At 63.5% G+C, this 24,800-nt stretch carries 20 protein-coding genes and 1 pseudogene; 9 read left to right on the plus strand and 12 right to left on the minus strand.

The window, feature by feature from the left end:
• Positions 1 to 24: 24 nt before the first annotated feature.
• Positions 25 to 381: a hypothetical protein gene (locus tag X744_RS153135; RefSeq protein ID WP_031260462.1), complete on the plus strand. Its 357-nt coding sequence runs from the start codon at positions 25 to 27 to the stop codon at positions 379 to 381.
• 54 nt (positions 382 to 435) lie between these two features.
• Here the strand turns inward: X744_RS153135 and X744_RS0137265 are convergent, their stop codons facing one another.
• From X744_RS0137265 to X744_RS153115, 7 genes and pseudogenes are all read right to left on the minus strand, one after another.
• Complete coding sequence (locus X744_RS0137265) at positions 436 to 681, minus strand: MoaD/ThiS family protein (RefSeq protein ID WP_031260464.1); 246 nt, start codon at positions 679 to 681, stop codon at positions 436 to 438.
• A pseudogene (locus X744_RS13830) lies at positions 681 to 2,952 on the minus strand (xanthine dehydrogenase family protein molybdopterin-binding subunit). The gene X744_RS0137265 and the pseudogene X744_RS13830 overlap by 1 nt, the downstream one beginning before the upstream one ends.
• A 2-nt stretch (positions 2,953 to 2,954) precedes the next feature.
• Positions 2,955 to 3,431: a (2Fe-2S)-binding protein gene (locus X744_RS153130; protein ID WP_031260466.1), complete on the minus strand. Its 477-nt coding sequence runs from the start codon at positions 3,429 to 3,431 to the stop codon at positions 2,955 to 2,957.
• On the minus strand, positions 3,431 to 4,291 hold the full coding sequence (locus X744_RS153125) for a xanthine dehydrogenase family protein subunit M (RefSeq protein ID WP_023760104.1): 861 nt from the start codon (positions 4,289 to 4,291) through the stop codon (positions 3,431 to 3,433). Before X744_RS153125 ends, X744_RS153130 begins: the two co-directional genes overlap by 1 nt.
• 386 nt (positions 4,292 to 4,677) lie before the next feature.
• On the minus strand, positions 4,678 to 5,349 hold the full coding sequence (locus tag X744_RS0137270; RefSeq protein ID WP_245266681.1) for a hypothetical protein: 672 nt from the start codon (positions 5,347 to 5,349) through the stop codon (positions 4,678 to 4,680).
• A 253-nt stretch (positions 5,350 to 5,602) separates the two neighbouring features.
• Positions 5,603 to 8,152, minus strand: coding sequence for an EAL domain-containing protein (locus X744_RS153120; protein ID WP_245266683.1), 2,550 nt, complete (start codon positions 8,150 to 8,152; stop codon positions 5,603 to 5,605).
• A 237-nt stretch (positions 8,153 to 8,389) separates the two neighbouring features.
• On the minus strand, positions 8,390 to 9,088 hold the full coding sequence (locus X744_RS153115) for a response regulator transcription factor (protein ID WP_023760107.1): 699 nt from the start codon (positions 9,086 to 9,088) through the stop codon (positions 8,390 to 8,392).
• Between the two features lie 3,658 nt (positions 9,089 to 12,746).
• On the opposite strand from X744_RS153115, the gene X744_RS153105 reads away from it, so the two are divergent.
• Together X744_RS153105 and X744_RS153100 are read left to right on the plus strand one after the other, a co-directional pair.
• On the plus strand, positions 12,747 to 14,552 hold the full coding sequence (locus tag X744_RS153105) for a type I secretion system permease/ATPase (protein WP_050589546.1): 1,806 nt from the start codon (positions 12,747 to 12,749) through the stop codon (positions 14,550 to 14,552).
• Between the two features lie 11 nt (positions 14,553 to 14,563).
• Positions 14,564 to 15,859, plus strand: a complete 1,296-nt coding sequence (locus X744_RS153100; RefSeq protein ID WP_050589545.1) for an HlyD family type I secretion periplasmic adaptor subunit — start codon at positions 14,564 to 14,566, stop codon at positions 15,857 to 15,859.
• 37 nt (positions 15,860 to 15,896) lie between these two features.
• Here X744_RS153100 and X744_RS153095 read toward each other — a convergent pair whose 3' ends face one another.
• Positions 15,897 to 16,790, minus strand: coding sequence for a LysR family transcriptional regulator (locus X744_RS153095; RefSeq protein WP_023760111.1), 894 nt, complete (start codon positions 16,788 to 16,790; stop codon positions 15,897 to 15,899).
• Positions 16,791 to 16,893: 103 nt separating this feature from the next.
• Between X744_RS153095 and X744_RS153090 the strand changes: the two genes are divergently transcribed.
• Entirely contained in the window at positions 16,894 to 17,634 is a 741-nt protein-coding gene (locus X744_RS153090; RefSeq protein WP_023760112.1) for an SDR family oxidoreductase, read from the plus strand.
• 69 nt (positions 17,635 to 17,703) lie between these two features.
• The gene (locus X744_RS153085) at positions 17,704 to 17,916 is read left to right on the plus strand and encodes a 4-oxalocrotonate tautomerase family protein (protein ID WP_023760113.1); all 213 of its coding nucleotides are present in this window, start codon (positions 17,704 to 17,706) and stop codon (positions 17,914 to 17,916) included.
• Positions 17,917 to 18,189: 273 nt separating this feature from the next.
• Here X744_RS153085 and X744_RS153080 read toward each other — a convergent pair whose 3' ends face one another.
• A complete protein-coding gene (locus X744_RS153080) occupies positions 18,190 to 19,101 on the minus strand; it encodes a transcriptional regulator GcvA (protein ID WP_023760114.1) in 912 nt (303 codons plus the stop codon).
• 216 nt (positions 19,102 to 19,317) lie between these two features.
• Here X744_RS153080 and X744_RS153075 point away from each other — a divergent pair, with 216 nt between their 5' ends.
• The gene (locus X744_RS153075) at positions 19,318 to 19,500 is read left to right on the plus strand and encodes a DUF1127 domain-containing protein (protein ID WP_023760116.1); all 183 of its coding nucleotides are present in this window, start codon (positions 19,318 to 19,320) and stop codon (positions 19,498 to 19,500) included.
• Positions 19,497 to 20,399 carry an NmrA family NAD(P)-binding protein gene (locus tag X744_RS153070; protein WP_023760117.1) on the plus strand — a complete coding sequence of 301 codons (903 nt, stop codon included), beginning with the start codon at positions 19,497 to 19,499 and terminating at the stop codon, positions 20,397 to 20,399. The genes X744_RS153075 and X744_RS153070 overlap by 4 nt, the downstream gene beginning before the upstream one ends.
• A gap of 32 nt (positions 20,400 to 20,431) precedes the next feature.
• On the opposite strand, the gene X744_RS153065 is transcribed toward X744_RS153070, so the two are convergent.
• Positions 20,432 to 21,340: a hypothetical protein gene (locus X744_RS153065; protein WP_245266685.1), complete on the minus strand. Its 909-nt coding sequence runs from the start codon at positions 21,338 to 21,340 to the stop codon at positions 20,432 to 20,434.
• Positions 21,341 to 21,656: 316 nt separating this feature from the next.
• Here X744_RS153065 and X744_RS153060 point away from each other — a divergent pair, with 316 nt between their 5' ends.
• Both X744_RS153060 and X744_RS153055 read left to right on the plus strand, forming a co-directional pair.
• Positions 21,657 to 21,938, plus strand: coding sequence for a hypothetical protein (locus X744_RS153060; protein ID WP_023760119.1), 282 nt, complete (start codon positions 21,657 to 21,659; stop codon positions 21,936 to 21,938).
• Between the two features lie 616 nt (positions 21,939 to 22,554).
• Positions 22,555 to 23,664, plus strand: coding sequence for a KamA family radical SAM protein (locus tag X744_RS153055; RefSeq protein ID WP_023760120.1), 1,110 nt, complete (start codon positions 22,555 to 22,557; stop codon positions 23,662 to 23,664).
• 2 nt (positions 23,665 to 23,666) lie between these two features.
• Here X744_RS153055 and X744_RS153050 read toward each other — a convergent pair whose 3' ends face one another.
• Together X744_RS153050 and X744_RS153045 are read right to left on the minus strand one after the other, a co-directional pair.
• Positions 23,667 to 24,272, minus strand: coding sequence for a 4'-phosphopantetheinyl transferase superfamily protein (locus tag X744_RS153050; protein ID WP_050589547.1), 606 nt, complete (start codon positions 24,270 to 24,272; stop codon positions 23,667 to 23,669).
• 47 nt (positions 24,273 to 24,319) lie between these two features.
• Positions 24,320 to 24,787, minus strand: coding sequence for a GNAT family N-acetyltransferase (locus X744_RS153045; RefSeq protein ID WP_032907608.1), 468 nt, complete (start codon positions 24,785 to 24,787; stop codon positions 24,320 to 24,322).
• Positions 24,788 to 24,800 lie beyond the last annotated feature (13 nt).

Here is a 24,800-nt window from a genome sequence, read left to right on the forward strand (position 1 = left end):
ACGATGCTTGGGAAAGGCTCCGGAATGAGAATTGCAATGTCCGTCGCATTGGCCGTGACCATGGCGGGGTGCGCGACCTCTCCGGTCGACTATGGCGCGTCGCTTTCGCAGCAAGACCAGAAATGGGCATCGCCCGAATGCCAGCAAGCCCGCCTGGCGGCGTCGGACTACGAGGTTCGCGAGAAAGAGCATCCGGGATGGGGCTTCGGCGTTTTGCTGGGCCCGTATTCAATGGGGCTCGTTGCAGCCATCAAGGAGCACGAGCAAAAGCAACGAAGACTGTTCGCCCGCGAGGTGCACCTGCAATGCTCAAGCCTCCCGCTGCCGAAGGAGTTGCAGGGCGATCTTAGCCCCGCGAGTGCTCAGACAAAATATCCGTAGCCACGACCGACAGGCCAGGTCCTGGTCGTCGACGACAGCGAGGCGATTGTCCGATTATCCCCCGGCAAGACGCGGCAGCAGGAAAATTTCGGAGCCTTTTGGCAATTCCTTCGACCACGTATCGCGATAGATCGTACCGTCGATGGCGACGGCGATGCCTTTGTCGATCAAGGGCTCGATGCCGGGATACTGTTCAGCCAGCTTCCTGAACAGCTCCCTTATGTCCTTGGCCTCGATCTCGACCTTGCTCTTGCCTCCGGCGATAGCACCTAGCGATCCCCAGAGCGTCACTTCGACCATCAGCCTGCCCGTTCCTCCAGCGCCGCCAGAATGCGCGGCGGCGACATCGGGATATGCGTCATCCGCACCCCGACCGCATTCGACACCGCATTGGCGATCGCAGCCAGGGGCGGCACGATCGATGTCTCGCCGACACCGCGCACCCCGTAAGGGTGGTTGGGGTTGGGGATTTCGAGGATTTGCGTGTCGATCATTGGCAGGTCCGAGCAGACCGGGATGCGATAGTCGAGGAAGCCGGGATTCTGGAGCCGCCCGTCCTTGCCGTAGATATACTCCTCGTTGAGCGCCCAGCCGATGCCTTGCGCGGCACCGCCCTGATACTGTCCCTCGACATAGGTCGGGTGCACCGCCTTGCCGGCATCTTGCACGACCGTGTAGCGCAGAACCCGTGTGGCGCCGGTCTCTGGATCGACCTCGATATCGCAGATATNCGCAGATATGGGTGGCGAAGGAAACGCCCGCGCCATCGGCGACGAGCTCGCTGTGGCCGGCGATCGGTCCGCCGGTCTTGCCCGACTCGACCGCGATCTCCTTCAGCGACAGCTTGCCGAGATTGCCATGCTTCTCGCCCTTGGCAACCGCGTGGCCCTTTTCCCAGACCACGTCGTCGACGGAAATGTCCCACATCTGCGCGGCGCGTTCCCGCAGGATCTTGATTGCATTGCGGGCGGCCGAAATCGTCGCCATGGACGACGAGAAGGTGCCCCGGCTGCCATCGGTCATGTCGTTATAACCGAGGCTGGACGTATCGGCGACGATCGCCTTGACTTGACTATAGTCGATGCCGAGCTCTTCCGCCGCGACCAGCGACAGCGACGCACGGGAACCACCCACATCGACCGTTCCGACGGCGAGCGATACCGAGCCGTCCATGCCGATGTTGAGGTCCGTGCAGGTCTGGCCGCCGAAGTTGAACCAGAAGCCGCAAGCCATGCCGCGGCCCTGGTTCCTGCCCAGCGGCGCCTTCATGTGCGGGTGGCTCTTCACCGCCTCGAGCGTCGGGCCGATGCCGATCGGGCCGTAGACCGGGCCGTAGGACGACCTCGTGCCTTCCTGTGCGGCGTTCCTGATCCGGAACTCGACCGGGTCCATGCCGACCTCCTTGGCCAGCTCGTCGATCGCGCTTTCCACCGCAAACGCCGCCATGGGCGCCGACGGCGCGCGATAGGCTGCGGTCTTTGGCCGGTTGACCAGCACCTCGTAGCCGACCGTGTTGACGTTCTCGAGCTTGTAGCAGGCAAACGCGGTCATGGCACCGATCTCGGCCCACATGCCCGAATAGGGGCCGCAGGAATAGCGCAGTGTCGCCTCGGCGGCAGTGATCGTGCCATCCTTGCGGGCGCCGATCTTGACGTCGATCGAGGTGGCGCTGGTCGGACCCGAGGCGCGGAACACCTCGTCGCGGGTCATCACCAGCTTGACCGGGCGGCCGGCCTTGCGCGACAGCGCCAAGGCGACCGGCTCGGCCCAGACATGGGTCTTGCCGCCGAAGCCGCCGCCGATCTCCGAGGAGGTGACGCGCAGCTTGGAAGCTTCCATGCCAAGGAGCTGCGCGCAGTGCTGGCGGTAGACGAAATGGCCTTGCGTGCAAACCCAAAGATCTGCAGTGCCGTCGGAGCTGACGCTCGCCACACAGGCATGCGGCTCGATATAGCCCTGGTGCGTCTGCTCGGTCTTGAACGAGCGCTCGACGATGAAATCGGCGTGGCCGAACCCTTGATGGACATCGCCGTGGCCAAACTGGCTTCGCTTGGCGACGTTGGACGGCTTTACCGGCTTTTCCTCCAGGCCCTCGGTGAAGATGGCGTCGTTGATGAGGGGAGCGGAGTGCTTCATTGCCTCGTCGACATCGGTTACATGCGGCAGAATCTCGTAGTCGACCTCGATCAGCTTCAGCGCCTGCCTGGCCGTGCGGGCATCCACGGCTGCGACCGCGGCCACCGCATGGCCGTCATAGAGCGCCTTCTTGCGCGCCATGCAGTTGTCGAGGATGTCGTACATGGCGGCATCGCCATTGGTGAGGTCGGGCAGGTCGGCCGCGGTGATCACCGCTTTCACGCCGGGAAGCTTCTCTGCCTTGGACGTGTCGATCTTCCTGATCGTGGCGTGCGCATGCGGGCTCCTCAGGACACGCCCGACCAACTGGCCGGCCATGTTGAAGTCCGCACCGTAGCGGGCGCGACCCGTCACCTTGTCGACGCCGTCGGGACGGATGGGGCGTGTACCGACAGAGGTAAAATTGCGACCGGAGTAACGCGGATCGAAATTCATGGTCAGGCTCCCTTCATCACGCTGGCGGCGTCCTGGACGGCGCGCACGATCTTGTCGTAGCCGGTGCAGCGGCACAGGTTCCCGGCGAGGCCGAAGCGGATTTCCTCCTCGGTCGGGTCGGGGTTCTTGGCCAGAAGGTCCTTCGCCGCAATCAGGAAGCCCGGCGTGCAGATGCCGCATTGCAGCGCCGCGTGCTCGAGGAACTTCTGCTGCAGCGGATGCAGTTTGTCGCCATGCGCCATCCCCTCGATGGTCTCGACGCGCCGGCCTTCAGCCTCCGCGCCGAGCACCAGGCATGAACACACCAGCCTGTTGTCAAGGATGATGCTGCAGGCGCCGCAGTCGCCGGTGCCGCAGCCTTCCTTGGCGCCCGTCAGCCCCAGGCGATCGCGCAGGACGTCGAGCAGCGTCTCGTCCGGCTGGCAAAGGTACTCGACGCTGTCGCCGTTGATCGTCGTTGAAACCGCAACTCCAGCCATCATTTGCCTCCTGCGCGTACGTAGGCGGTCGTGGCGGCCCGCTTGGCCAGCACGCCCGCAACTTTTCTTCTGAATTCGATGGTGCCGCGCTTGTCGTCGATCGGACGGCAGGCGCCCGAGCAGACCTTGGCGAGCCGCTCCAGCGTCGCTTCGTCCAGCTTGGAGCCGATGAGGACCTCTGCGGCCTCTTCGACCAGAAGCACCGTCGCCGCCACGGCGCCCAGCGCAACGCGAGCCGATTTGACGACACCGTGCTCATCGAGCGTCAAATTCACGCCGGCGCTGACCACCGCGATATCCATCTCGGTGCGTGGAATGAAACGCAGATACGCATCGCCCGAATGCGGCGCGCGTTTGTCGAGCAGGATCGCCTCGATGATCTCGCCTTTGGCCAGGGAGGTCTTGCCCGGCGCGGTCGGCACGCTCTGCACGGGAATCGTGCGCCTGCCCGCCGGCCCGACGACCGATGCCCTGGCGCCTGCCGCAACTAGCGCCGGCACGCTGTCGGCAGCCGGCGAGGCGTTGCAGAGATTGCCAGTGATCGTGCAGCGTCCCTGTACCTGTTTCGAGCCGATCAGCTTGGCCGCTTCGACGACGCCGGGCCACGCCTTCTTCAGGGCAGCGCTCTCTCCCAGGACGGCGCAGGGGACCGCGGCACCGATGCTGAAGCCTTCAGCCGTTTCGCGGATCTCGCTCAGGCCGTCGATCGCCTTGATGTCGACGATCAGGTCGGGTTCGACAAAACCGCCCTTCATCCTGACCAGGAGGTCGCTGCCTCCCGCGAGGATGGCGGCCGTGCCTGCCGAACCGGCCAATTGGCCAACGGCATCTTCGATTGAAAGCGGACGTATGTAGCGCATCGTCTCCCCTTGGTTATCGCAATCTCAGCGACCGTTATAAACGGTCTCCTCATAATGGCTATCCGGCTCCTCATCTGCGGCGATTGGGCCAGAGGGCGCAAATAGACCGAACTGGCATGCGGCCTGGGTGGCCGGAACCGGCTTTGAGGTGATTTTCGGGAAACTTCGGCTATGGATCAAGTGCGCTCTTTGGACCCGGAACGGCCTTAATCAGCCGGTCGATGCGGCAGTGTTAACCGCCAATTGCGCGTCAAAGGCACGTCTGTAGGTCGGACGATCGGTTTAACCTGCGCAGTCCCGTCAGAGGGTCGCCGGCGCTGAATGTGCCATCGTCGGCACCGCACGGAATTTCGAAGTTCGAACTGGCTGAATGCGTCCTTTGGATTCTAGCGCAGCAGCCCTTCCGCTTCGAACGTGTCCCAGCCTTCCAGCTTTGGCCGTGAAGCATCATCCTTTCCCGAGTTTCTGGTACCGCGGGCCTTGCCCTTCCGTTTTCCTGCTCGCGTCAGAGCGGCCTTGCCGGCCCCGCGCCGCCTGTTCTCGGAGGCTTCTCGCGCATCGTCCTCCCTCCAGGCCGCCGCCAGGTCACGATCGAGAATGTCCTCGATGTGCCGTAAATCGAAGACATGGAAGGTGACGGCGTTGGATCGCCCGCGCATCTTGACGGTGCGCGTGCCGACGCTTTTCAGGCGGCCATCCCTAAGCCACTTGTGACGTTCGCGGGAGGAGATTGTGAGAATGTCTTCAGCCTCCCGCGGAAGCACGGGCAGTGCTTCTATCCCTTCCAGGGTCCTGGAGATGATTGCCGAGGCGGCATCGAACGCATCCGTGTCGGTTTGCACCATACGCAACACAATGCGGCCCGTCTCAGCCTTGACAAACGTCCTCACCACCCACGGCAGACGGGCTCGAGTTTCACGTTCGATCCCTTTCAAGCGTAGGGATGAGCCAAGCGTTGCCGATGGCGGCAGCGTCCACTCGGCAACCAATGACGGGCCGGTACCTCGCTCGGATGTCCGATCAGGGGCGGTGAAGATTGCCGTGACGATGCCAGTCATCAACCTTCGAAAGGAACCGTGCTGCTTGTCTGCAGAGTCCATGTCTCATTTTCGCTCACCAAGGGTTCGTGGAACGACTGTTCGCACAGAAAACAACCGAAATCATGGTCAACAGTTCCCTGAGATCGCGGAGTCGAAGGCCGGTTCGGTTTCGTCGGCAGATTCAACCGCTGTACGGGTTCGATCGCGAGGCGGCTTGGACAGCGTTGTCGAGGATGCGCCATCGCTGACCCATGCCACCGGGTAGTGGCCGTCACCCTGCGGCCAGCCATTTGCGAGACTGGGCGAAGGTCTTGAACGCCTTGGCCTCCATCGGGCGGCCGAAAAAATAGCCCTGCAGGATATCGCAGCCGAGCTCTTTCAGGATGCGCGCGTGCTCCATCGTCTCGACGCCTTCGGCAACCACTTCGATGCCGAGCGATTTGCCGATCTCGATGATCGACGCCACCAGGTGACGCTGCGCCGTCGAGCCGGTGATGGGTGTGATCAACTGGCGATCGACCTTGAGGCGGCGCGGCTGCAACTTGAGCAGCGATACGATCGAGGCATGGCCGGTGCCGAAATCGTCGATCTCGATGTCGATGCCGAGATCCTTGATGTGTTCGATGTTCCAGGTGACCAGATCATCGTTCTCGTCGAGGAAGATGGATTCCACCAGCTCGAACGATACGGTTCCCGGCTTGATGGCGAGCGTGCGCAGGCCCTCGATCAGGTCCTTGTCCTCCAGGCGCGTGGCCGAGACGTTGACCGACACACGCGGGATATTGAGATGGCCGCGCGACCAACGCTCGAAATTCTCCAGTGCGTGCTTGAGGACGATGCGGTCGATCAGCGCCACGACATTGAGCTCTTCAGCCACCTTCAGATAGGCGTCGGGGGCCAGGATGCCGCGTTGCGGATGTTTCCAGCGCGACAACGCCTCGACGCCGACGATCTCGAGCGACTTGGCATCGAACTGCGGCTGGTAGTAGGCGATGAATTCGTTCCGCTCCAGTCCGCTCAGGATCTCATCGGCGGTCTGCTTGGTCCGCACGATCTCGCTCTGCAGTTCCTCATTGAAGAATTCGTGGCGGTTGCGCCCACGGCTTTTCGCCCGGTAAAGCGCGAGATCGGCGTTGACGAGCAACTGCTTCGTGTCGACGCCGCTGTCGGCGGCAATGCCGATGCTGACCCCGAAGCGGCAAGGATGGCCCTGATAATCGACGGGCTGGCGCATCTCCTCGATGATGCGGTCGGCGAGCGCCGAGAGCTCGTCGTCGTCGCGCTCATAGGTCACGACGACGAACTCGTCGCCGCCGATGCGCGCAACGAAATCGCCGGAGCCGGCATTTGCCTTGATGACCTTCGAGGCCTGCACCAGCATGGCATCGCCGGCTGCGTGGCCGAGCGTGTCGTTGATCTGCTTGAAGCGGTCGAGGTCCAGATGCAGCATCGCTGTGCGGCGGTCGGATTCGCCGGTATCGGCCAGCATCTCGTCGAGATAGCGGCGATTGGGTAGGCCGGTGAGCGAATCGTGCAGCGCCACATGCTCGATGCGCGCCTTGGCCAGCTCCAGCTCGTCGTTCTTGGATTCCGACAGCTGGCGCTCGCGGATGAGGGTCTCGGTGAGCAGCACGTCGCTGGTCACGTCCCATTCGGCGCCGATCATCTTGGGCGTGCCGCCAATGCCTTGGGAGTAGCTTGCGCGCGTGCGCACATGGCGGACGGTGCCATCGGGGCGCAGCAGCCGGTATTGCGAGGAGTAGAGGCCTTTTTTCGCCGCAGCTGAATCGAAATCGCGCTTTGCCCGCTCGATATCTTCGGGATGGATGGCCTGTGCCCAGTCTGTATAGCCGCGCGACCCTCCGTCGGCGGACTTGCCATAGATCTCGTTCACACGATCGTCCCACACCAGCTCGTTGGTGGTGAGGTCGTGCTCCCACACGCCGATGCCCGAGGCTTCCAGCGCCAGTTCCAGGCGACCGGACAGGCGCCTCAGCTCGGCGTCGTTTTTCTGCCTTTCGCCGAACAGCCGTCCGGCAATGAGGATCGGCAACACCACCAGCGCGCCGGCGAGCAACATCAGCGATCGCAAGGTCCACTCGTTCTTCGGAGCTGCCGGCCAGCCACCCTTTGGGATGGCCGAAATTCGCCAGGAACCTGAAGGCAGTTGCACATCGGCGGACACGGGGTTGCCGGCGACGACATTGTCGCCGCCGAAGAATCGCTCGCCGCCGCCGCCCAGTGCATCCTTGCCGATGAGTGCGATGTCGATGTCGAGATCCGCGTCAGTCAGTCCGCTCGCAGCGTAGAGCCGGTCGACATCGACCACTGCCGACACGATGCCCCAGAAGCGGGTGCCGCCGCCCGCAGTCGGCACGAAGACCGGGATGCGGCCGATGAAGGCGTTCCCGCCCTGCGCAAGTCTGACCGGGCCGGCGAGCACCAGCACGCGCTGGTCGCGCGCCCGCAGCGCCGCCATGCGTTGCGCCTCGTTCTTGCGGTAATCGAGCCCGATAGCCTTCTCGTTGCCTTCCATAGGATACATCAGCGAGATGACGAGGTCGGGCGCGCCGGCGATGTTGTGCAACTGCGATTTCTGCTCGAACAGGTTGCGCGCGAGCGAGGCAAATCTCTGCTGGCCCATATAGGGCTCCGTAACGATGGTCGAGACGAGCCCCTGAACAAGCTGAAGATTGCCGTTTATGTTGCCTTCGAGCTTGGCGCGGATGATGCTGACCTTGGCCAATACATCAGCGCGCGCCAGCTGATCGGAAACCCTTCTGTTCTGCTGGTCGGCAACGACGGCGCAGACCAGGAGCACGACAAAAGCGATCGCCGCCGGCAGGTTGGCGGACGAAAAAATGGCCCGTCTTACGTGGCCTAGACTGAATGCCGTTGTGGCCAATTCGACCCGAACACCCTTCCTGAACAACAGCCCCCGAACTGATCCTAGTAGCAAACGCTTAAATTTGCCCTTCCAGGCTGGCGGCAAATTTCAGCATCAACAGCCTGCGCCGGCATTGGGTCGCTGGCTGAACCTGTGCTTATGGTGGCGCGATTACATGTCGTCGCTGGCGGGGCTTTCGAGACTGGATTGGTCGCGAAAGCCGCTCGCAACAGCCAGTCCGATCTGGTCGGCGGCCAGCTGCAAAAGCTGCACGCGTGAGGCAACCTCCAATTTGCGATAGATGTTGTTCATATGGATTTTCAGTGTGCCTTTGGAGATACCGATATCGATCGCGATGCGTTCGTACGGCTTGTCCGCGGCAACCAGTCGGGTGATCTCCATCTCCCGCCTGGTCAGCCGCGACGACAGTTTCTGCCATTTGACCCGACGGAATGCTTCGTTGTGCAGGGCCTCGCCGACAATCTCGGCCGGCAGCCAGCGGCCGCCCGCGGCGACCTCGTGGATACATCTGAGCAGCGCCTCGACGGCGGTCTCCTTGAACACGATTCCGGCAACGCCAACCGCAACCGCGTCGTAGAGCTGCGCTTGCGAGGCACCGACCGTCAAAAGCACGCAAAGCGTGGCAAGGCCCTGCCTGCCGATTTCGGCGGCGATATCGAGACCGCTCAGTCCCGGCATGCTGATGTCGAGCACGGCGACATCAGGCACGTCGCGCCGGATCATGGCCATGGCGACGGTGCCGTCCTGCGCCGAACCGACCACCCGGAAACCGGGATCGCGGGCAATCAGGTCGGTCAGGCCGTGCAGCAGCAGCGGGTGGTCGTCCGCGATGAAAACCGTGGTGACCATGTTCAGCTCGCCAGCAGCCGGCCTTTGGTGTCACGGCCCCATGGTGCAACGCTGCCACCGATGGATGGCGGCCAAAGCGCTTGTTCGGTCATGCTTCTTCCCCCTTTGCGTGTCTTTACGACTCGCGAGTGACTGCTTCTTGACGAAAGCGAGCACCGACACGGCCCGCATCCCCCAAAGCGTGAGGCCATGCTGACAGAAGCGGCGCGACTGTGCAAAACATTAGCAACTGCTTAGTTAATTCTGACGCGGCACTTTCAGCAAGACGTGCAACGGCGGACTGAAAGAAGACGCTACTCCGGGATGCCGATGTTGGTCTTCATCTTAAAAAGACCCATCGGCATCATCAGGAAATTTTTGTAATTCCTATTGTGAAACCCAAATATGGAAAATAATTCAACCGGAATCGCGACGTTATTGTTGGCATCTCGACGAACTTTTCCGTAATTAACTTTACCCTCTGCCCTATAACCGGGGTTATATAGACGAACGCATTGCGACCTGCGAGATATGGTTTAGGGAATATTAACGTCCAGGTGATCGCTAGGATCGTTTGGGGGTTTTGGGGTTTTGGGGTGAGTGTAGCTGTCAGTCCGACGGTGGGCCAGTTCCGCCATACGGGAATAGCTGTGTCCGGTGAGCGGGAGGCGGTCTCCCCGCCGGCCGTTTCGCTGTTAAAATCTCCATTCAAAGCCGCTTTTGTCACGAACGACTACTCGCCGGCGAGGGTCGCGTTCCGCGGTCAGCAGGACGCCCGGCGACGCAAGAGGTTTGGGTAGTCGGCCGCCTTGCGCGGCCAGCAAGGGAACGCGCCTGACGGCGCAGGGGAGTTGAGAACATGACCGACATTGTGATTGATCTGTCCGGCGGAACCACCTCCGCGACATTGACCGACGGCACCATTTTTACGGCCGCACCACAAGGTGATGCCGGTACAGGCAACTATGACACGTTCCTTGTGCTTGGCGCACAGGACACGGAAAGTGGCTTCAACACCGATGGCTCTCCGCTGCCGCTGGATGACAAGCAGCAGGAGCATACGAACGCACTTCTGCTGAGCAGCATGCAGGTGGTGACCGTAGGCGGCCACGATTATTACGTGTTCAAGCTCGACGCCAACGAGCCGAACAGCGCGACGGGGTCGCTACTGTCCCTTGACTCGTTGAAGATCTATTCGGCGACGGATCCAAATATCACCGACCTATCGGTGCTTCAGAGCCAGCCGCCGCTCTATGACATGGACGGGAACGGCAATGTGACCGTTCAGTTGAATGCCGGCAAGGACGCGCCGGCAGGCAGCGGACAGGGTGATCTGTTCGTCTATATCCCAACCAGTTTCTTCACCGGCGCCGATAACTACATCTATCTGTATTCGGCCTTCGGCACTCCCAGTGGTTCGGACGGTGGTTTTGAGGAGTGGGGGGTTATCACCGGCGACAACCAGGCGCCAACGATTGCTATCGAAAAAACGGCCGATCCGACCTCGATCAATGAGGGTGTGGCCACCCAGATCACCTACACCTATGCGGTGACGAACACGAGCCTGGCCGGACCGGCCGACCCGCTGACGCTGACTTCGCTGGTCGACGACAATGCCACGCCGGGAAATCCGGGCGACGACATCGACCTGCTCAACGGCTTCGTAACCGGCAGCACGCACGGCACGCACTATGTGTCCGGCGACACCGACGGCGACTATCGGGTCGACAGCGACGAAATCTGGACATTCAACGCGACGGTCAGCATCGACGCGCACAATGCCGGCAGCATTGTCAACACGGTCGTGGTGCATGGCCATGACGACGACAGCCTCACCGACGTGACCGCCACCGACACCGCGATCGTGACGNGCAGCATTGTCAACACGGTCGTGGTGCATGGCCATGACGACGACAGCCTCACCGACGTGACCGCCACTGACACGGCGACGGTGACAGTGAAAGATGTGGCGCCGTCGATCGCTATCGAAAAGACGGCCGACCCGATCTCGATCAACGAGGGCTCTGCCGCCGACGTCACCTACACCTATGAAGTGACGAACACGAGTGCGGCCGGTGCCGTCGATCCGCTGACATTGACCGCGCTGGTCGATGACAACGCCACGCCCGGCGATACCAGCGACGACATCGATCTGTTGGATGGCTTCGTGCAGGGCAGCGAGTACGGCACGTACTATGAATCCGGCGATACCGACGGCGACTTTCTCGTCGACAGCGACGAGAAATGGGTTTTCAAAGCAACAGTCGGAATTGCCGCGCACAATGCCGGCAGCATCGTCAATACGGTCGTGGTGCATGGCCATGACGACGACAGCCTCACCGACGTGACCGCCACCGACACCGCGATCGTGACGGTGAAAGATGTCGCGCCGTCGATCGCCATAGATAAGACCGTCGATGCCAATCATGATGGCATCTTCAATTCTTCCGAGACCGTTCAGTCAGGGGCGCAGAACGCCACTTATCATTACGCAATCACCAACACGAGCCCGGCCGGTGCTCTCGATCCGTTGACGCTGACCTCGCTCGTCGATGACAACGGCACGGCGAATACCGGCGACGACATCGATCTGCTCAATGGCTTCGTGGCCAACAGCTCGCACGGCACCCACTATGTATCCGGCGATACTAATGGCGACTATCTAGTCGACACCGGCGAGACCTGGCTCTTCACCGCGACCAGCGCCTTCAACCTGCTTCCAAATGCGGATTTTAGGACCAACACCGTCGAAGTCGCCGCTCATGACGATGACAGTCTGAACGAGGTCACAGCCCAGGATACCGCAACCGTATCGTCGTTCGCCGGCCCCGGGGTGCGCACGCCAGGGTTTTGGAGCAATCTCGGCAAGTCGTTCTGGGACGGGATTGACGGCGTCGGCAAAACCGGTCCGAACTTTGCCGACCACGAACTTCGGTATCAGGTCGATTCCAACAATGATGGAAACAAGAATGGCTCCGACAAGTCAGGCCTTCTGATCGGTGATTACGACAAGAACGGACTGACTGGTGCCGGGGAAGACACTTTCTTCATCTCCTATGCCGACGCCCTCAAGGTGATCGATGCATCCTCCAAGGATTTGCAAGATACGCGCTTTGTTCTTGCCCGCGACGCGGTGGCCACCTGGCTCAACTTCCTTGCCGGGAATCCTATCGGCGACGCTTCTAACGATCCCAACAGCCCTCAAAAATATCTCGACCAGGCGATCGACTGGCTGCAGGTGACGAATGGCGGGAACTCTTCCTCTCACTTCGAGGATTGGGGCAGCGGAAGCGCGGTGAAGGCGAGCAGCGCGGCCTGGAACGTCGGGCTGGATGCTGAATCCATCACCAACGGATCCGAACTTGCTGGGAACCTCATCCACCAGGAACTCGATTTCTACAACAACACCGGCATGACGTTCGAAGGGGCGATATTGCACATCTACGCCAATGATGGCGGCTGACGCCAGGAAGCGCTCGGCATGACACTGCTGATCAGATTTCTCAGGCTCATCCTCGGCACCGGCGTGTTTGTGCTCGTATTTGGCGGGGTGGAGCTGACACAGCCGGAAACCAGCACACGCTGGGCGGTTCTTGGGGGAACGCTCGGCGTGCTGCTTTTGCTCCATGTATGGAGCTCTCCTCGGCGCGGGACCGCTGACGATCCGCACCCGGCTCGAATGTCCGACGGCAAGCCACAGTCGGGGAGGGCAAAGCGGCAAGGCGCGCGACCCTCCGAGCTCGCGGCCGCATTGGCCGCGTGCCGTTCAGCCTTCGCGTCGGTCGCCCTGTTTAGCGGCGTGCTCAATGTGCTGATGCTCGCCGGCTCGCTCTACATGCTCGAGGTCTACGATCGCGTGCTGCCGAGCCGCAGCGTGCCGACGCTCATCGGCCTCAGCGTGCTCGTCGCCATCCTTTATGCCGGCCAGGGCGTGCTCGATTTCATCCGCGGCCGCATCCTGGTGCGCATAGGCGGGGCTCTCGACGAAGCGCTCGGCGCCCGTGTCTATTCCAGCGTCCTCAAGCTGCCGCTCAAGGTCGGGCGCAACGGCGACAGCATGCAGCCGGTGCGCGACCTCGACAGCGTGCGCGCCTTCCTGTCGGGCACCGGCCCGACCGCGCTGTTCGACCTGCCGTGGCTGCCGCTCTATCTGGCCATCATCTTCATGTTCCATGTGCTTCTCGGGCTGACCGCCCTGGTCGGGGCGATCGTGCTGGTGCTGTTGACCGTCTATGCCGAGCGGCTGACGCGCAAGCCGGTCACCTCCGGCACCCAGGCCGGCATCGTCCGCAACGGCCTGACCACGACCGGCAACCGCAACGCCGAAGTCATCGCGGCTCTTGGCATGGGCGGCAGGATGGCCAAGCGATGGGAAGAGGCCAACCGCGACTATCTCGCCGAGCAGCGCAGCGTCAGCGATATCGCCGGCGGCTTCGGCGCCGTATCCAAGGTGCTGCGCATGCTGCTGCAATCGGCCATGCTCGGCGTCGGCGCCTGGCTGGTGATCGAGCAGCAGGCGACCGCAGGCATCATCATCACCGCGTCGATTCTCAGTGGCCGAGCGCTGGCCCCCGTCGATCTGGTTATAGCCAACTGGAAGGGTTTCCTGACAGCCCGGCAAGGCTGGCAGCGGCTGACCAAGGTTCTCACCGTGGTACCCGCCGACGCCGAGCCGATGGCGATGCCGGCGCCGAGCCGCCACATTTTCATGCAGGGTGTCAGCATCGCGGCCCCCGGCACCCAGCGGCTCCTGGTGCAGGACGCCAGCTTTGCGCTTGAAGCGGGACATGCCGTCGGCATCATCGGCCAGAGCGGTTCGGGCAAGTCGACGCTGGTCAGGGCGCTCGTCGGTGCCTGGCTGCCCGCCGCCGGCAGGGTCCGGCTCGACGGCGCCGATCTCGACCAGTGGTCGCCGGAGGATCGCGGCCGCTTTGTCGGTTATCTGCCGCAGGACGTCGAGCTGTTTGCCGGCACGGTCGCCGAAAACATCGCCCGTTTCGAGCCCGACGCCGATCCCGCATTGGTCATTGCCGCCGCCAAGACGGCCGGCGCGCATGATCTCATCGTCGGCTTCCGCGACGGCTACGAGACACAGATCGGCGAACTCGGCGAGGCCGTTTCGGCCGGCCAGCGCCAGCGCATCGCGCTGGCCCGCGCGCTCTATCGCGATCCGTTCCTGGTGGTGCTCGACGAACCCAATTCCAACCTCGACGCCGAAGGCGAACAGGCGCTGTTCCAGGCGATCGTTTCGGTGCGTCAACGCGGCGGCATCGTCGCGCTCGTGGCGCATCGGCCAAGCGCGCTCGGGACGGTGGATTTCATCCTTGCCATGAATCAGGGCCGCGTCCAGGCGTTCGGCCTCAAGGACGAGGTTTTGGCCAAGCTGTTTCCACGGCCGCAACCCGCGGTGGCCGCCATGCCGAGGCTCAGGCTCGCCACTGAAGAGCCGGCGCCGCCGCTTGGCGCGGCGGCGGCAGGCGAGTGAGGGGAGGAACGATGCTCAGCCCCTCCCAGCACTCCATTCGGCGCTACATGCGTTTTGGCCTCATCGCGGTCGCGCTGCTGGTCGGCGGCGTCGGCGGTTGGGCTTCGCTGACGCGGATTTCGGGAGCGGTCATCGCGTCGGGGGTCCTCGTCGTCGATTCCCACGTCAAGGACGTGCAGCATTCGACAGGCGGCATCGTTGGCGAGATCGCCGCGCATGACGGCGACCGCGTCAAGCGCGGCGCGCTGCTTGTGCGCCTCGATCCCACCATGCCGGCGGCCAATCTCGCCGTTGTCACCAAGGCGCTTGATCAGTTGTCGGCGCGCGAGGCGCGCCTCGAAGCCGAACGCAAGGGCGCCGACACTATCGCCTTTCCGCAGGATCTTCTCAATCGCGGCAATGATCCGGTAATCGCCGAGATCATTGCCGGCGAGGAACAGGTCTTCGAGACGCGGCGGGCGGCCCGTTCCGGCCAGAAGAGCCAGCTGCAGGAGCGGGTCCTCCAATTGCAGAAGGAGATTGGTGGGGACACCGCCCAGGCGGATGCCAAATCGCAAGAAATCGCGCTCGTCGAGGAGGAACTGGCCAGCATACGCGCGCTGTGGAAAAAGCGGCTGATTTCGATCGATCGCCTGACCGCCATGGAGCGCGAGTCGGCACGGCTCGACGGCGAGCGCGGCCAATTGACGGCCGCCCTGGCGCAAGCCCAGGGCAAGATCGCCGAGATCAATCTGCAGATCATCCAGATCGATCTCGAGCTCAGCACCGACGTCAACAAGGATTTGCGCGAGATTGACGGCAAGGTCGGCGAACTGACGGAGCGCAAGATCGCCGCCGAGGACCAGCTCAGGCGCATCGACATCCGCGCGCCGCAGGACGGCGTCGTGCAGCAGTCCATCGCCCATACGATCGGCGGCGTCATTACCCCTGGGCAGACGATCATGCAGATCGTGCCCGACAGCGACAGCTTGACTGTCGAAGCCAAGATAGCGCCGAGCGACATCGACCAGCTCTGGGTCGGCCAGCCGGCGGCGCTGCGCTTCTCGGCCTTCAACCAGCGCACCACGCCGCAAATCAACGGCACGGTCGAACGGACCTCGCCGGATACGACCACCGACCAGCGCAGCGGCATCAGCTACTACACCGTTCGCATCGCGACCACGAGCTCCGAAGTCGCGCGGCTCGGCGAGGTCAAGCTCGTCCCCGGCATGCCGGTCGAATCCTTCATCAAGACTGCGGACCGGACCGTGATCTCCTACCTCGTCAAGCCGCTGCAGGACCAGATCAGCCGCGCCTTCAGGGAATGAGCGGACGCTCGGCAACGCCAACCCTTTGATCTTACCCCTACAGATCCGCTTCGGCGAAGATGCGCGAGGCCCAGTCGAGGAAGACGCGAAGGCGTGGCGAGAGTTGCCTGTTCTGTGGGTAAAGCGCCGACAGCGGCGTCGGCGAAGGCGGGTAGTCGGCCAGCACCTCGACGAGCATTCCGTCGGCGAGATCCTTCTCGAAGCGATAGCGCGGCGCCTGGATGAGGCCGAACCCAAGCCGCGCCAGATCGGCGGCGGTGTCGGAATTATTGGCGGCGACGCGGCCCGGCATCCGAACCTCAAGGGTCTTGCCGCCGACGGTGAATTCGAACGGAAGGGTCTCTCCGGTGCGCGACGAGATGAAGCCCACCGCCTGGTGACCGTCGAGCGCGTCGGGGGAGGCGGGTGTGCCGTGGCGTTCGAGATAGGCGGGGCTGGCGCAGGTGATCTCGCGTATGACAGCCAGGCGCCGCATGATCATGCCGCTGTCTGGCGGCTCGCCGACGCGGATCACGCAATCCACCCCCTCGCGCACGAGATCGACCAGCCGGTCGCTCTGGCCGATCTGCAGGTCGATCCTGACATAGCGGGCAAGGAACTCCGGCAGGCGCGGCAACAGGAATGTGCGGGTGAGCAGTGTGCTGGCGTCGATGCGCAGCAGCCCGAAGGGCTCGGCATTGCGGAAGGCGGCCTCGGCATCCTCGATCTCGGCCAGGATCGACAGGCAGCGCCGATAGTAGGCCTCGCCATCCTGCGTGGCGTTCACCTGCCGCGTCGTTCGCTCCAGCAGGCGTGCGCCGAGATGCTCTTCCAGCCGCCTGATCGCTTCCGTCGCGGTTGAACGCGGCAGGCCGAGATCGGCCGCGGCAGCGGTGAAGCTGCGCCGCTCCAGAACGCGAATGAAGAGCCGCATCGTGTCCAGCCGATCCATGGCTTTTGTTCGCAGTTTCCGAATAGTGATGTCAATAGGCGGGTGATTATCCGGAAGTTGGCGTGGCCTATGTCTGTGTCACCAACAACGCGGAGACACTTCCATGGCATCTGATCAACCCAGAACGGCGATCGTGACGGGCGGCTCCAAGGGCATCGGTGCCGCGATCGCACAGCGGCTCGCCCGCGACGGCATCGCCGTCGTCATCAACTATTCACGGGGCCGCGCGGAGGCTGAAGAGCTTGTCCGCACCATCAAGGCTGGCGACGGCAAGGCGATTGCCGTACAGGCCGATATCGCCGATCCGAACGGCATCGCGGCGCTGTTCGACGCCGGCGAGAAGGCGTTCGGCGGCATCGACATCCTCGTCAACAATGCCGGCATCATGAAGACGTCGCCGATCGCGCAGACCGACGATGCTTCGTTCGACACGCAGATCGCGATCAATCTCGGCGGCGTGTTTCGCGGCATGCGGGAAGGCGCGCGCCGGCTTCGCGACGGCGGCCGAATCGTCAATTTCTCAAGCAGCGTCGTCGGCCTCTACCAGCCGGGCTACGGCGTCTACGCCGCCACCAAGGCGGGCGTCGAGGCAATGACCCACATCCTGGCCAAGGAACTTGGCGCGCGTCGTGTCACGGTCAACGCGGTGGCGCCCGGACCGATCGAAACCGCCCTGTTCACGGACGGCAAGAGCAAGGCGCAGATAGAGGCCATCGGCAAGATGATCCCGCTCGGCCGGCTTGGCCAGCCCGACGACATTGCCGGGCTGGTCTCGTTCCTGGCCGGGCCGGACAGCGGCTGGGTCAACGGGCAAATCATCCGCGCCAATGGCGGCGTGGTCTGAGGCGGCAATCAGCCGGCTTGGCTCTATCCACAGCTTGAGTCCACCCTCGAAAGACCAAGGAAAACGATCATGCCATTCGCCAACTTCAAGATGCCGCAAGCGGCCCTTTCCAAGGCGCAGAAGGAAGACCTCGTCCATCGAACCACCCAGATGTTCGTCGACATTTTCGGCGAGGGCGTTCGCCCCTACACGATGGTGCTGGTGGAGGAGGTCGCCGACGGCGGCTATGGCCGGGCCGACGAAGTGTTCGTCGTGCCGGACGCCTATCGCGCCAAGGAGTAGCGCGGGGGCAAGCGACGGCTTCAATTCTCGCAAAACTGGGACGAGGAACCAGGTTCTTCAAGATCTGCGCCAGCACCCCCACCCGGACCTTCGGTCCGACCTCCACACAAGGGGGAGGTGGGGAGCCCAGCTTTTCCGCATCGTCGTAAGGCGCTGACCCACTGGCGTATACGCGCTTCCTCACCCTCCCCCTTGTGGGGAGGGTCGCTGCGAAGCAGCGGGGTGGGGGTCGGCGCGGCGCTGCTTGGGTCTCGCAGGCGCAAGCCTTCTGCCTCAATCGCTTTTGGTCATCCCGATCCAGTCGGCTGCCACTTCGGCGAACAGCCAGTCGCGAAACGCTCTGATCTTCTTCTGGCGCAGCGTGCCGTCAGGATAGACGACGTAATAGCGTGAGGCGGATTTCAGCGCGAGGTCGAAAGGCCGGACCAGCCGCCCCGCCGCCAGATCGGCCGAGACCAGCGCGCTTCGGCCGAGCAGCACGCCTTCACCGTGCACCGCGGCCTCGACGGCGAAGGTGGCGGAATCGAAGCGCACGCCGCGCTTGGGGTCGACATCGCCAACGCCGGCATGTTCGAGCCATGTCGCCCAGTCGATGCGAAAAGCGTCATGAATCAATTTGTGATGCCTGAGATCCCCGGGCAGGCGCAGCGGATGTTCACCTTGCAGCAGTTCCGGGCTGCAGACCGGGAAGACCTCTTCGTCGGCGAGAAATTCCGCGGTCACTCCGGTATAGCCGCCCTTGCCATAGCGGATGGCGATGTCGATGCCGTCGCTGACGAAATCGGAAAGCACGCCAGACGTGGAGAGCCGCACGTCGATGTCGGCATTGGCGCGGTGGAAGCGATGCAGCCTCGGCACCAGCCAGCGGCCCGCAAAACCGTCCGATGTGCTGACGTTCAGGATGCCCGCGGTGCGGTCGGGCGTGGCGGCGATGGTGGCGGCAGCGATCTGGTCCAGCGCTTTCCTGACTTCCAATGCGTAGGCCGCGCCGACAGGGGTCAGGCGCACGGACCGCGTCCCCCGATCGAAAAGCTGGATGCCCAGCCGGTCCTCGATGTTGCGGATGGCGCGGCTGACCGCGCCGTGGGTCACGTTGAGCTCGCCCGCCGCCTTCGAGAAACTCAGATGCCTCGCGGCGGCCTCGAAGGCTGGCAAGGCGGTGAGGGGCGGCAGTCTGCGCGGCATGATCCACCTGTGAGCGTTGCTCACAAATCCTGCACAAAGAGTCGTTTGTCGTCCAGCCCGGAAATGTCCAATCTATCGACGTAGCAGCGCATCCAGATCGGGTTTTCCATCTCGCCGCTGCGCTGAACGACCAGAAACAATGTGAGCGATCGTCATGCTCGTCCCCCGCGGACGGCGCCGGCACGCTTGGGCCCAGGCAAACACAGGAGACGGACAATGAACCCGACCTTCAACTCCATCAGCGCCGCGATGAGCGGTCTTGCCATCAGAATCTCGGCGGCCGTCGAGCGCCGCGGTTCGCTGCGCCGGGTGGCGCGCTTCTCGGACCATCGCCTGCGTGACATCGGTTTCGAGCGCGACTGGGACGGTTCCATCCTGCGCAATGGGAGGGCGATATGACCAGCACCCTTATCATCGGCGCGACGGGGCTTCTCGGCAGCGAGATGGCGAAGGCCAGTGCGCGCAATGGCGATCGCCTTCATGTCCTGGTCCGGCCTTCGACGGCGCGCAATGAAGAGCGGCTGCGCCCGCTCCGCGACCTCGGCGCCACGGTCCATGTCGGCGACCTCGACGACCATGGCAGCCTTGTCCGGGCCGCCGGCAAGGTGGATCGCGTCATCTCCTCGGTGCATGTGGATTCGGCCAGCGAGATGACGCTGGTGCGCGCGCTTAGGGATGCCGGCGTGTCCCGCTATGTGCCTTCCGCCGGCTTCGGCCTCGACTTTGCCGCCGCCGCCCCGGGTTCGATCCCGCCACTCGACCTCAAGCGGGACGTCTTCTCGGCGATCAAGGAGGCCGATCTGCCCTATACGGTGATCTACACCAACGGCTTCTTTTCGACCTGGGTGGCAACGCTGGGCGACTTGATGCGCTTCGGCTCGTCGCCTTTGCCTCCCGAAAAGGTGACGCTTTATGGCAACGGCAATGTGCCGGCGACATTCGTCAGCGAGAAGGACATTGCCGCCGTCACCTTGCGCGCGTTGAACGACCCCGGTGCCATCCGCAGCGAAATCCGGATCGCCCAGAACAAGATCACCCAGAACGAGATGATCGATCTGTGGCGCCGCGTGAGTGGACGGTCGCCGCGCATCTTGCAGCAGAGCGCCGACGAACTGGAGGCGATGATCGCGGTAGCTCCCGGCCTCGGCTTGCTGCGGGCGTTCTGGATACGCGGCGAGACAGCGCTTGAAACGGCCACGCCGGAAGCCGGGGCGCTCTATCCGGAGCTGACTTTCGAGACGATCGAGAGCGCGTATGTGGCGATGGCGGGCGCAAAGGGCCAACAGCGGCAGGGCTGAGCAGGCTCGGCGCCGACGCGCCGGGAAGTGGCCTACTTGCCGGCCATGTGATCGGCAAACTCCTGTGCCTGGGCGAGAAGTGCGGGGAAGACCGGCTCGCTCGGCAGGTGCTCGCCCAGGCAGGCGCGATAGTCGGCGTCCCCCTTTTCCCAGGCGACATTGGCGGCATCGTACGCCGTTTCGTCCTTGAGGTCCGAGGCCTGGTAAGCCTCCTGGAATTTCTGGGCGGCGGCGTCCGCCGACGTCCACACGGCGTCGCAGGCCGCGATCTTGGGTATAGGCGCTGCCGCGGGCGCCGAGGCGATCATGACGCTATTGCCCTTGACGAGCGTGACGATGACCTGCTGGTCGGGGTTCGGTCCTATGTCCTGCGCCCAGCCGCCGAGCCGCGCGAAGGCGATGTCTGCGCCTTCTGGCTTCTTCAGGGACAAGTCGAGAGTCCCCGTGAACACAGCGTCGCTGTTGATCGCCTGGGTGTAGAAAGCATCGAGCTTCAGCGCCGCATCGATGCTGGCGGGCAGTCTGAAGCTTTCGTCCAACTCGGCCGCCCTGGACTGGAGCCAGCGCTCGAGCAGCCCCCGCGTCGTTGCCACGAGGCTCGGGCCGTCATCGCTTTTGGCGTATCGCAAACCATCGAGCATGCCGAATCCGATATCGGCATCGCTCAGGCTTCCGAGATTGATCGTGCCGTTTGCCGGGAAATCGGCAACCGCCAAGGGGCCGAGGATGGTGGACAGACGCCCTTCGAGATCGGCCAACGCCTTCGTTCCGGCGGCATCGAGCGTTTCAACGGATTCGTTCGCGCTTGCCAGTGCCGCGATGGTGGAAATCGCCTTGTCACGTGCGGCGATATAGTCGTCCTCCGGCGAGGCCGCGAGAACCGTGCCGGTTGCGAGCGCAAAGATGATAGTCCAGACCAGCCGCATGACATAACCCCCCATAGGCGATCCACAGGCCGGGAGCCATCGAGCAGCTTTGCGGCAATTGCGCGGCAGCGACCGTGGAAGCCAAACATCCTGGTCCATCGGGGAGGCAATCGGCCCATTAACCATCGATTAACTATCAGGTCGCCTTTGAATCAAATTTGGCGGATACTGTTTTTTGGGCCGAACGAGGCTGCTCGAGGGACCTGGAAAGACAGCAATCATCAGCGTAGCGTGCCGCTTTCGGCCGCGCGGGGTACTCAAAAAAGAAGCGACGGACCACCGTCGCCTTGCGGGGAGGCGTCAGCATCATTTTTGGATGAGGAGCGCCAGAATGAAGATCGAAGACGCAGTGATGGCGGTGACAGCCGAGGCCAACGCGCTGCTATCTTGCCTCGGCCAGCCCGTCGTCGCCTACCACGTCACGGCAATCATGCGAGAGGCAGACCTGGAACACGCCAGGCAGATGCTGCTTGTCTTGATGCGGCGAAGCATCGAGGCGCTCGTCGATGACGGCCTCGAGACTATGGCGGCCGAACATTTTGTTTCACAGTTCCATGGTCGCGTTGGTTTGACCTGGAGGCTGCTCCACGCTTCGGATGGCGTGGCGCATTGAAGGGATGGCTTGAGGACCGATCAGGATGGTGGCACCTCCCTTGTCGGCCGAATATGCTGGAACAAGAGACTGCCGTGCCCGCGCCGTCAAGATTCTGGTGCTCGACCGATCCAGAGCCACCCGTGCCCCTGCAGCGCCGGTGTTGTTCGGCCCATGGCAGTCCTCCTCCCGAGGCGCCGCATCTCCCCTTGCGGCGCTATCGCCTGTGAGCTTGCCTGAAATTGCAGGCGTGGTCGATGCGGCGAAAGTTGGGGATGGGTAGGTTGGCGCTTGAACACCCCCCCTCTGCCCTGCCGGGCATCTCCCCCGCAAGGAGGGAGATCGGCGCTTCAATCACGGCGCTTGTCTTGCGACGTTGACGGTTGGCGAAAGCGATGGTGGCATCCAATCTCCCCCCTTGCGGGGGAGATGTCCGGCAGGACAGAGGGGGGTGTGAAGGATCGNCGAAAGCCGAGGCGACATCCGATCTCCCCCCTTGCGGGGGAGATGATGTCCGGCAGGACAGAGGGGGGTGTGAAGGATCGCGGCGCTGACAATCTGCGGCAAAGCATGTGGTTGACCTCACCAGCCATCCGCCCGATAGGTCCGCTCCAAGCATACCACCCGAGAAACCCCGATGCCGTCAGACACTAAACTCCACCCCGCGCCCGCCGCCGCCGACGCCGCCTGGCAGGCGGACGTCCGCGCCGGTGTCCGCCACGTCCGCGATCTCGCCTCCCTGCCGCTGTCGTCGGCCGAGCGTGCGGCGGCTCAAGCGGCTGCGGCGAACCACAAGGTGCGCGTTCCCAAAGCCTATCTCGACCTGATCGACTGGAACGATCCCGCCGATCCGATCCGGGCGCAGGTCATCCCCTCGCCCGACGAATTGATGGAGCAGGACGGCGAGCTCGACGATCCGATCGCCGACCATGAATTCAGCCCGGTGCCGCGGCTGACGCATCGCCATGCCGATCGGGTGCTGTTGTTCCCGACCTATCAATGCGCGGTCTATTGCCGGTTCTGCTTCCGCAAGGAATCGCTGACCGCGATCGGCAGGGGTTATACGCGCGAGGCGTTGGAGCCGGCGCTGGCCTATATATCAGACCATCCCGAAATCCGCGAGGTGATCCTGACTGGCGGCGATCCGCTCTCGCTGCCGGACAAGGCGCTGGCCGAAATCTTCGCGCGCATCGAGGCGATCCCGCATGTGCGGCTGTTGCGCATCCACACGCGCGTGCCGGTGGCACTGCCATCGCGCATCACGCCGGGGCTGGTTGCCGCCCTGCAGGGCCGGCTGATGGTCACAATCGTCACCCATTTCAACCACGCGCGTGAGATCACGCCCGCGACCGAGACAGCCTGCCGGACGATGCGCCACGCGGGTTTCGTGCTGCTCAACCAGAGCGTTCTGCTCAAGGGCGTCAACGACACGATCGAGGTGCTGGAAGAGCTCTGCCGCGAGCTGATGTATCGGCTCGGCGTCAAACCCTATTACCTGCACCACGGCGACCTCGCGCGCGGCATGGCGCACAGGCGCACGATGATTGCGCAGGGCCAGGCGCTGGCCGCGGCATTGCGCGCGCGGCTGTCGGGCATCTGCAACCCCGTCTATGTGCTCGACCTGCCGGAAGGCGGCGGCAAGGTGCCGATCGGGCCTTGTTATGTCGAGGGGCGGGACGGGGAGAGCTGGCGGTTGCGTGGGCTCGATGGCGAGGTGAGGGGGTACACGGAGGTGGTTGGCGAGTAGCGCTAACGCGTCTCGACAAACGCCAGCACGACCACGCGCGGGGCAACGCAGTATGCGAGGCTGACCTTGCGGCCCGTCTTCGTCGTCGCTTGGCCTGCGTTGAGATCCACAGTGATATCCTCATAGCCCAGCACCTCGCGATCGAGGGGATAGACGGCCTTGTAGACGGCTTCCTTGGCGCAAAAGAGGATGCGACCGGCAAGATGCCGGTCCGCTGCGTCCGTCCTATCGGCAGGGATTGTAACAAGTGCGAAGATCTCGTCCGGGAGCGGTTGCGCGGGCTCGACGTCGATGCCCAGCGAGGCGATATGGCCAATGGGCGCAACCGCCGCCACGGCCATGTCGTCGTCATGGGCCAGCGAGCCGGTGATCCCGTCGGGCCAGACCGGCGCGCCGGTTGGCGCGCGCGGGATGGCGACGCCGTTCATGCCAAGCTCCGCCAGCAGTCCGTGCGCAATCCAGCGCGCCGCACCGCTGGCCCGCCGCATGGCCGGCTGGCGCGCCGGGATAGAGCGCGCCTCTTCGGGCAGCAGATGGCCCTCGTCGCCGTCGCGTATCACTCGGCATCCGACCCGGACGCCGATGGGCGCAAGGGCAAGGGCGATCATCGCCTGCAGCAGTGATGTTTGCGCCAGCGCGATTTCAGAGGACCGCGTCACGATCGTTCGTCTGTGCCCGACAGGACCAGATCGGCGATCATTTCGCCGTCCTCGTCGAGCCCTTCTTCGACGAAGCCGGCGCTGCGATAAAGGTTTCGTGCAGCTTCATTGTCCGGTTCGTAGCAGATCGAAACGTGGCTGATGTGGCCGAGCCCAATGATTTCGTCCAGCACTTCGCGCAACGCGGCCTTGCCATAGCCTCTGCCCTGAGAGGCGCGGTCGATCATGAAGCGGTAGATGCGCGCCTCGTCGTCATTCCGCGGTGCATCGTACATGAGGAAACCGACGACACGATCGCCGGCCATTATGACGCGTGGCTGCGCGTCTTCGTCCGCTTCGGCTTCGTCGAGCGAGTCCGCATTGCTGGCGACGAAGTCGATCTGCTCCGGGGCGAGTTCCAGGGCCGCGACCAGGGCCCGGTTGGCCCCGGTCACGGAAACGAGACGGATGTCTGCGCTCTTCAAGCCGATGCCTTTT

The organism is Mesorhizobium sp. LNHC252B00, assembly GCF_000502955.1.
GTDB lineage: Bacteria > Pseudomonadota > Alphaproteobacteria > Rhizobiales > Rhizobiaceae > Mesorhizobium.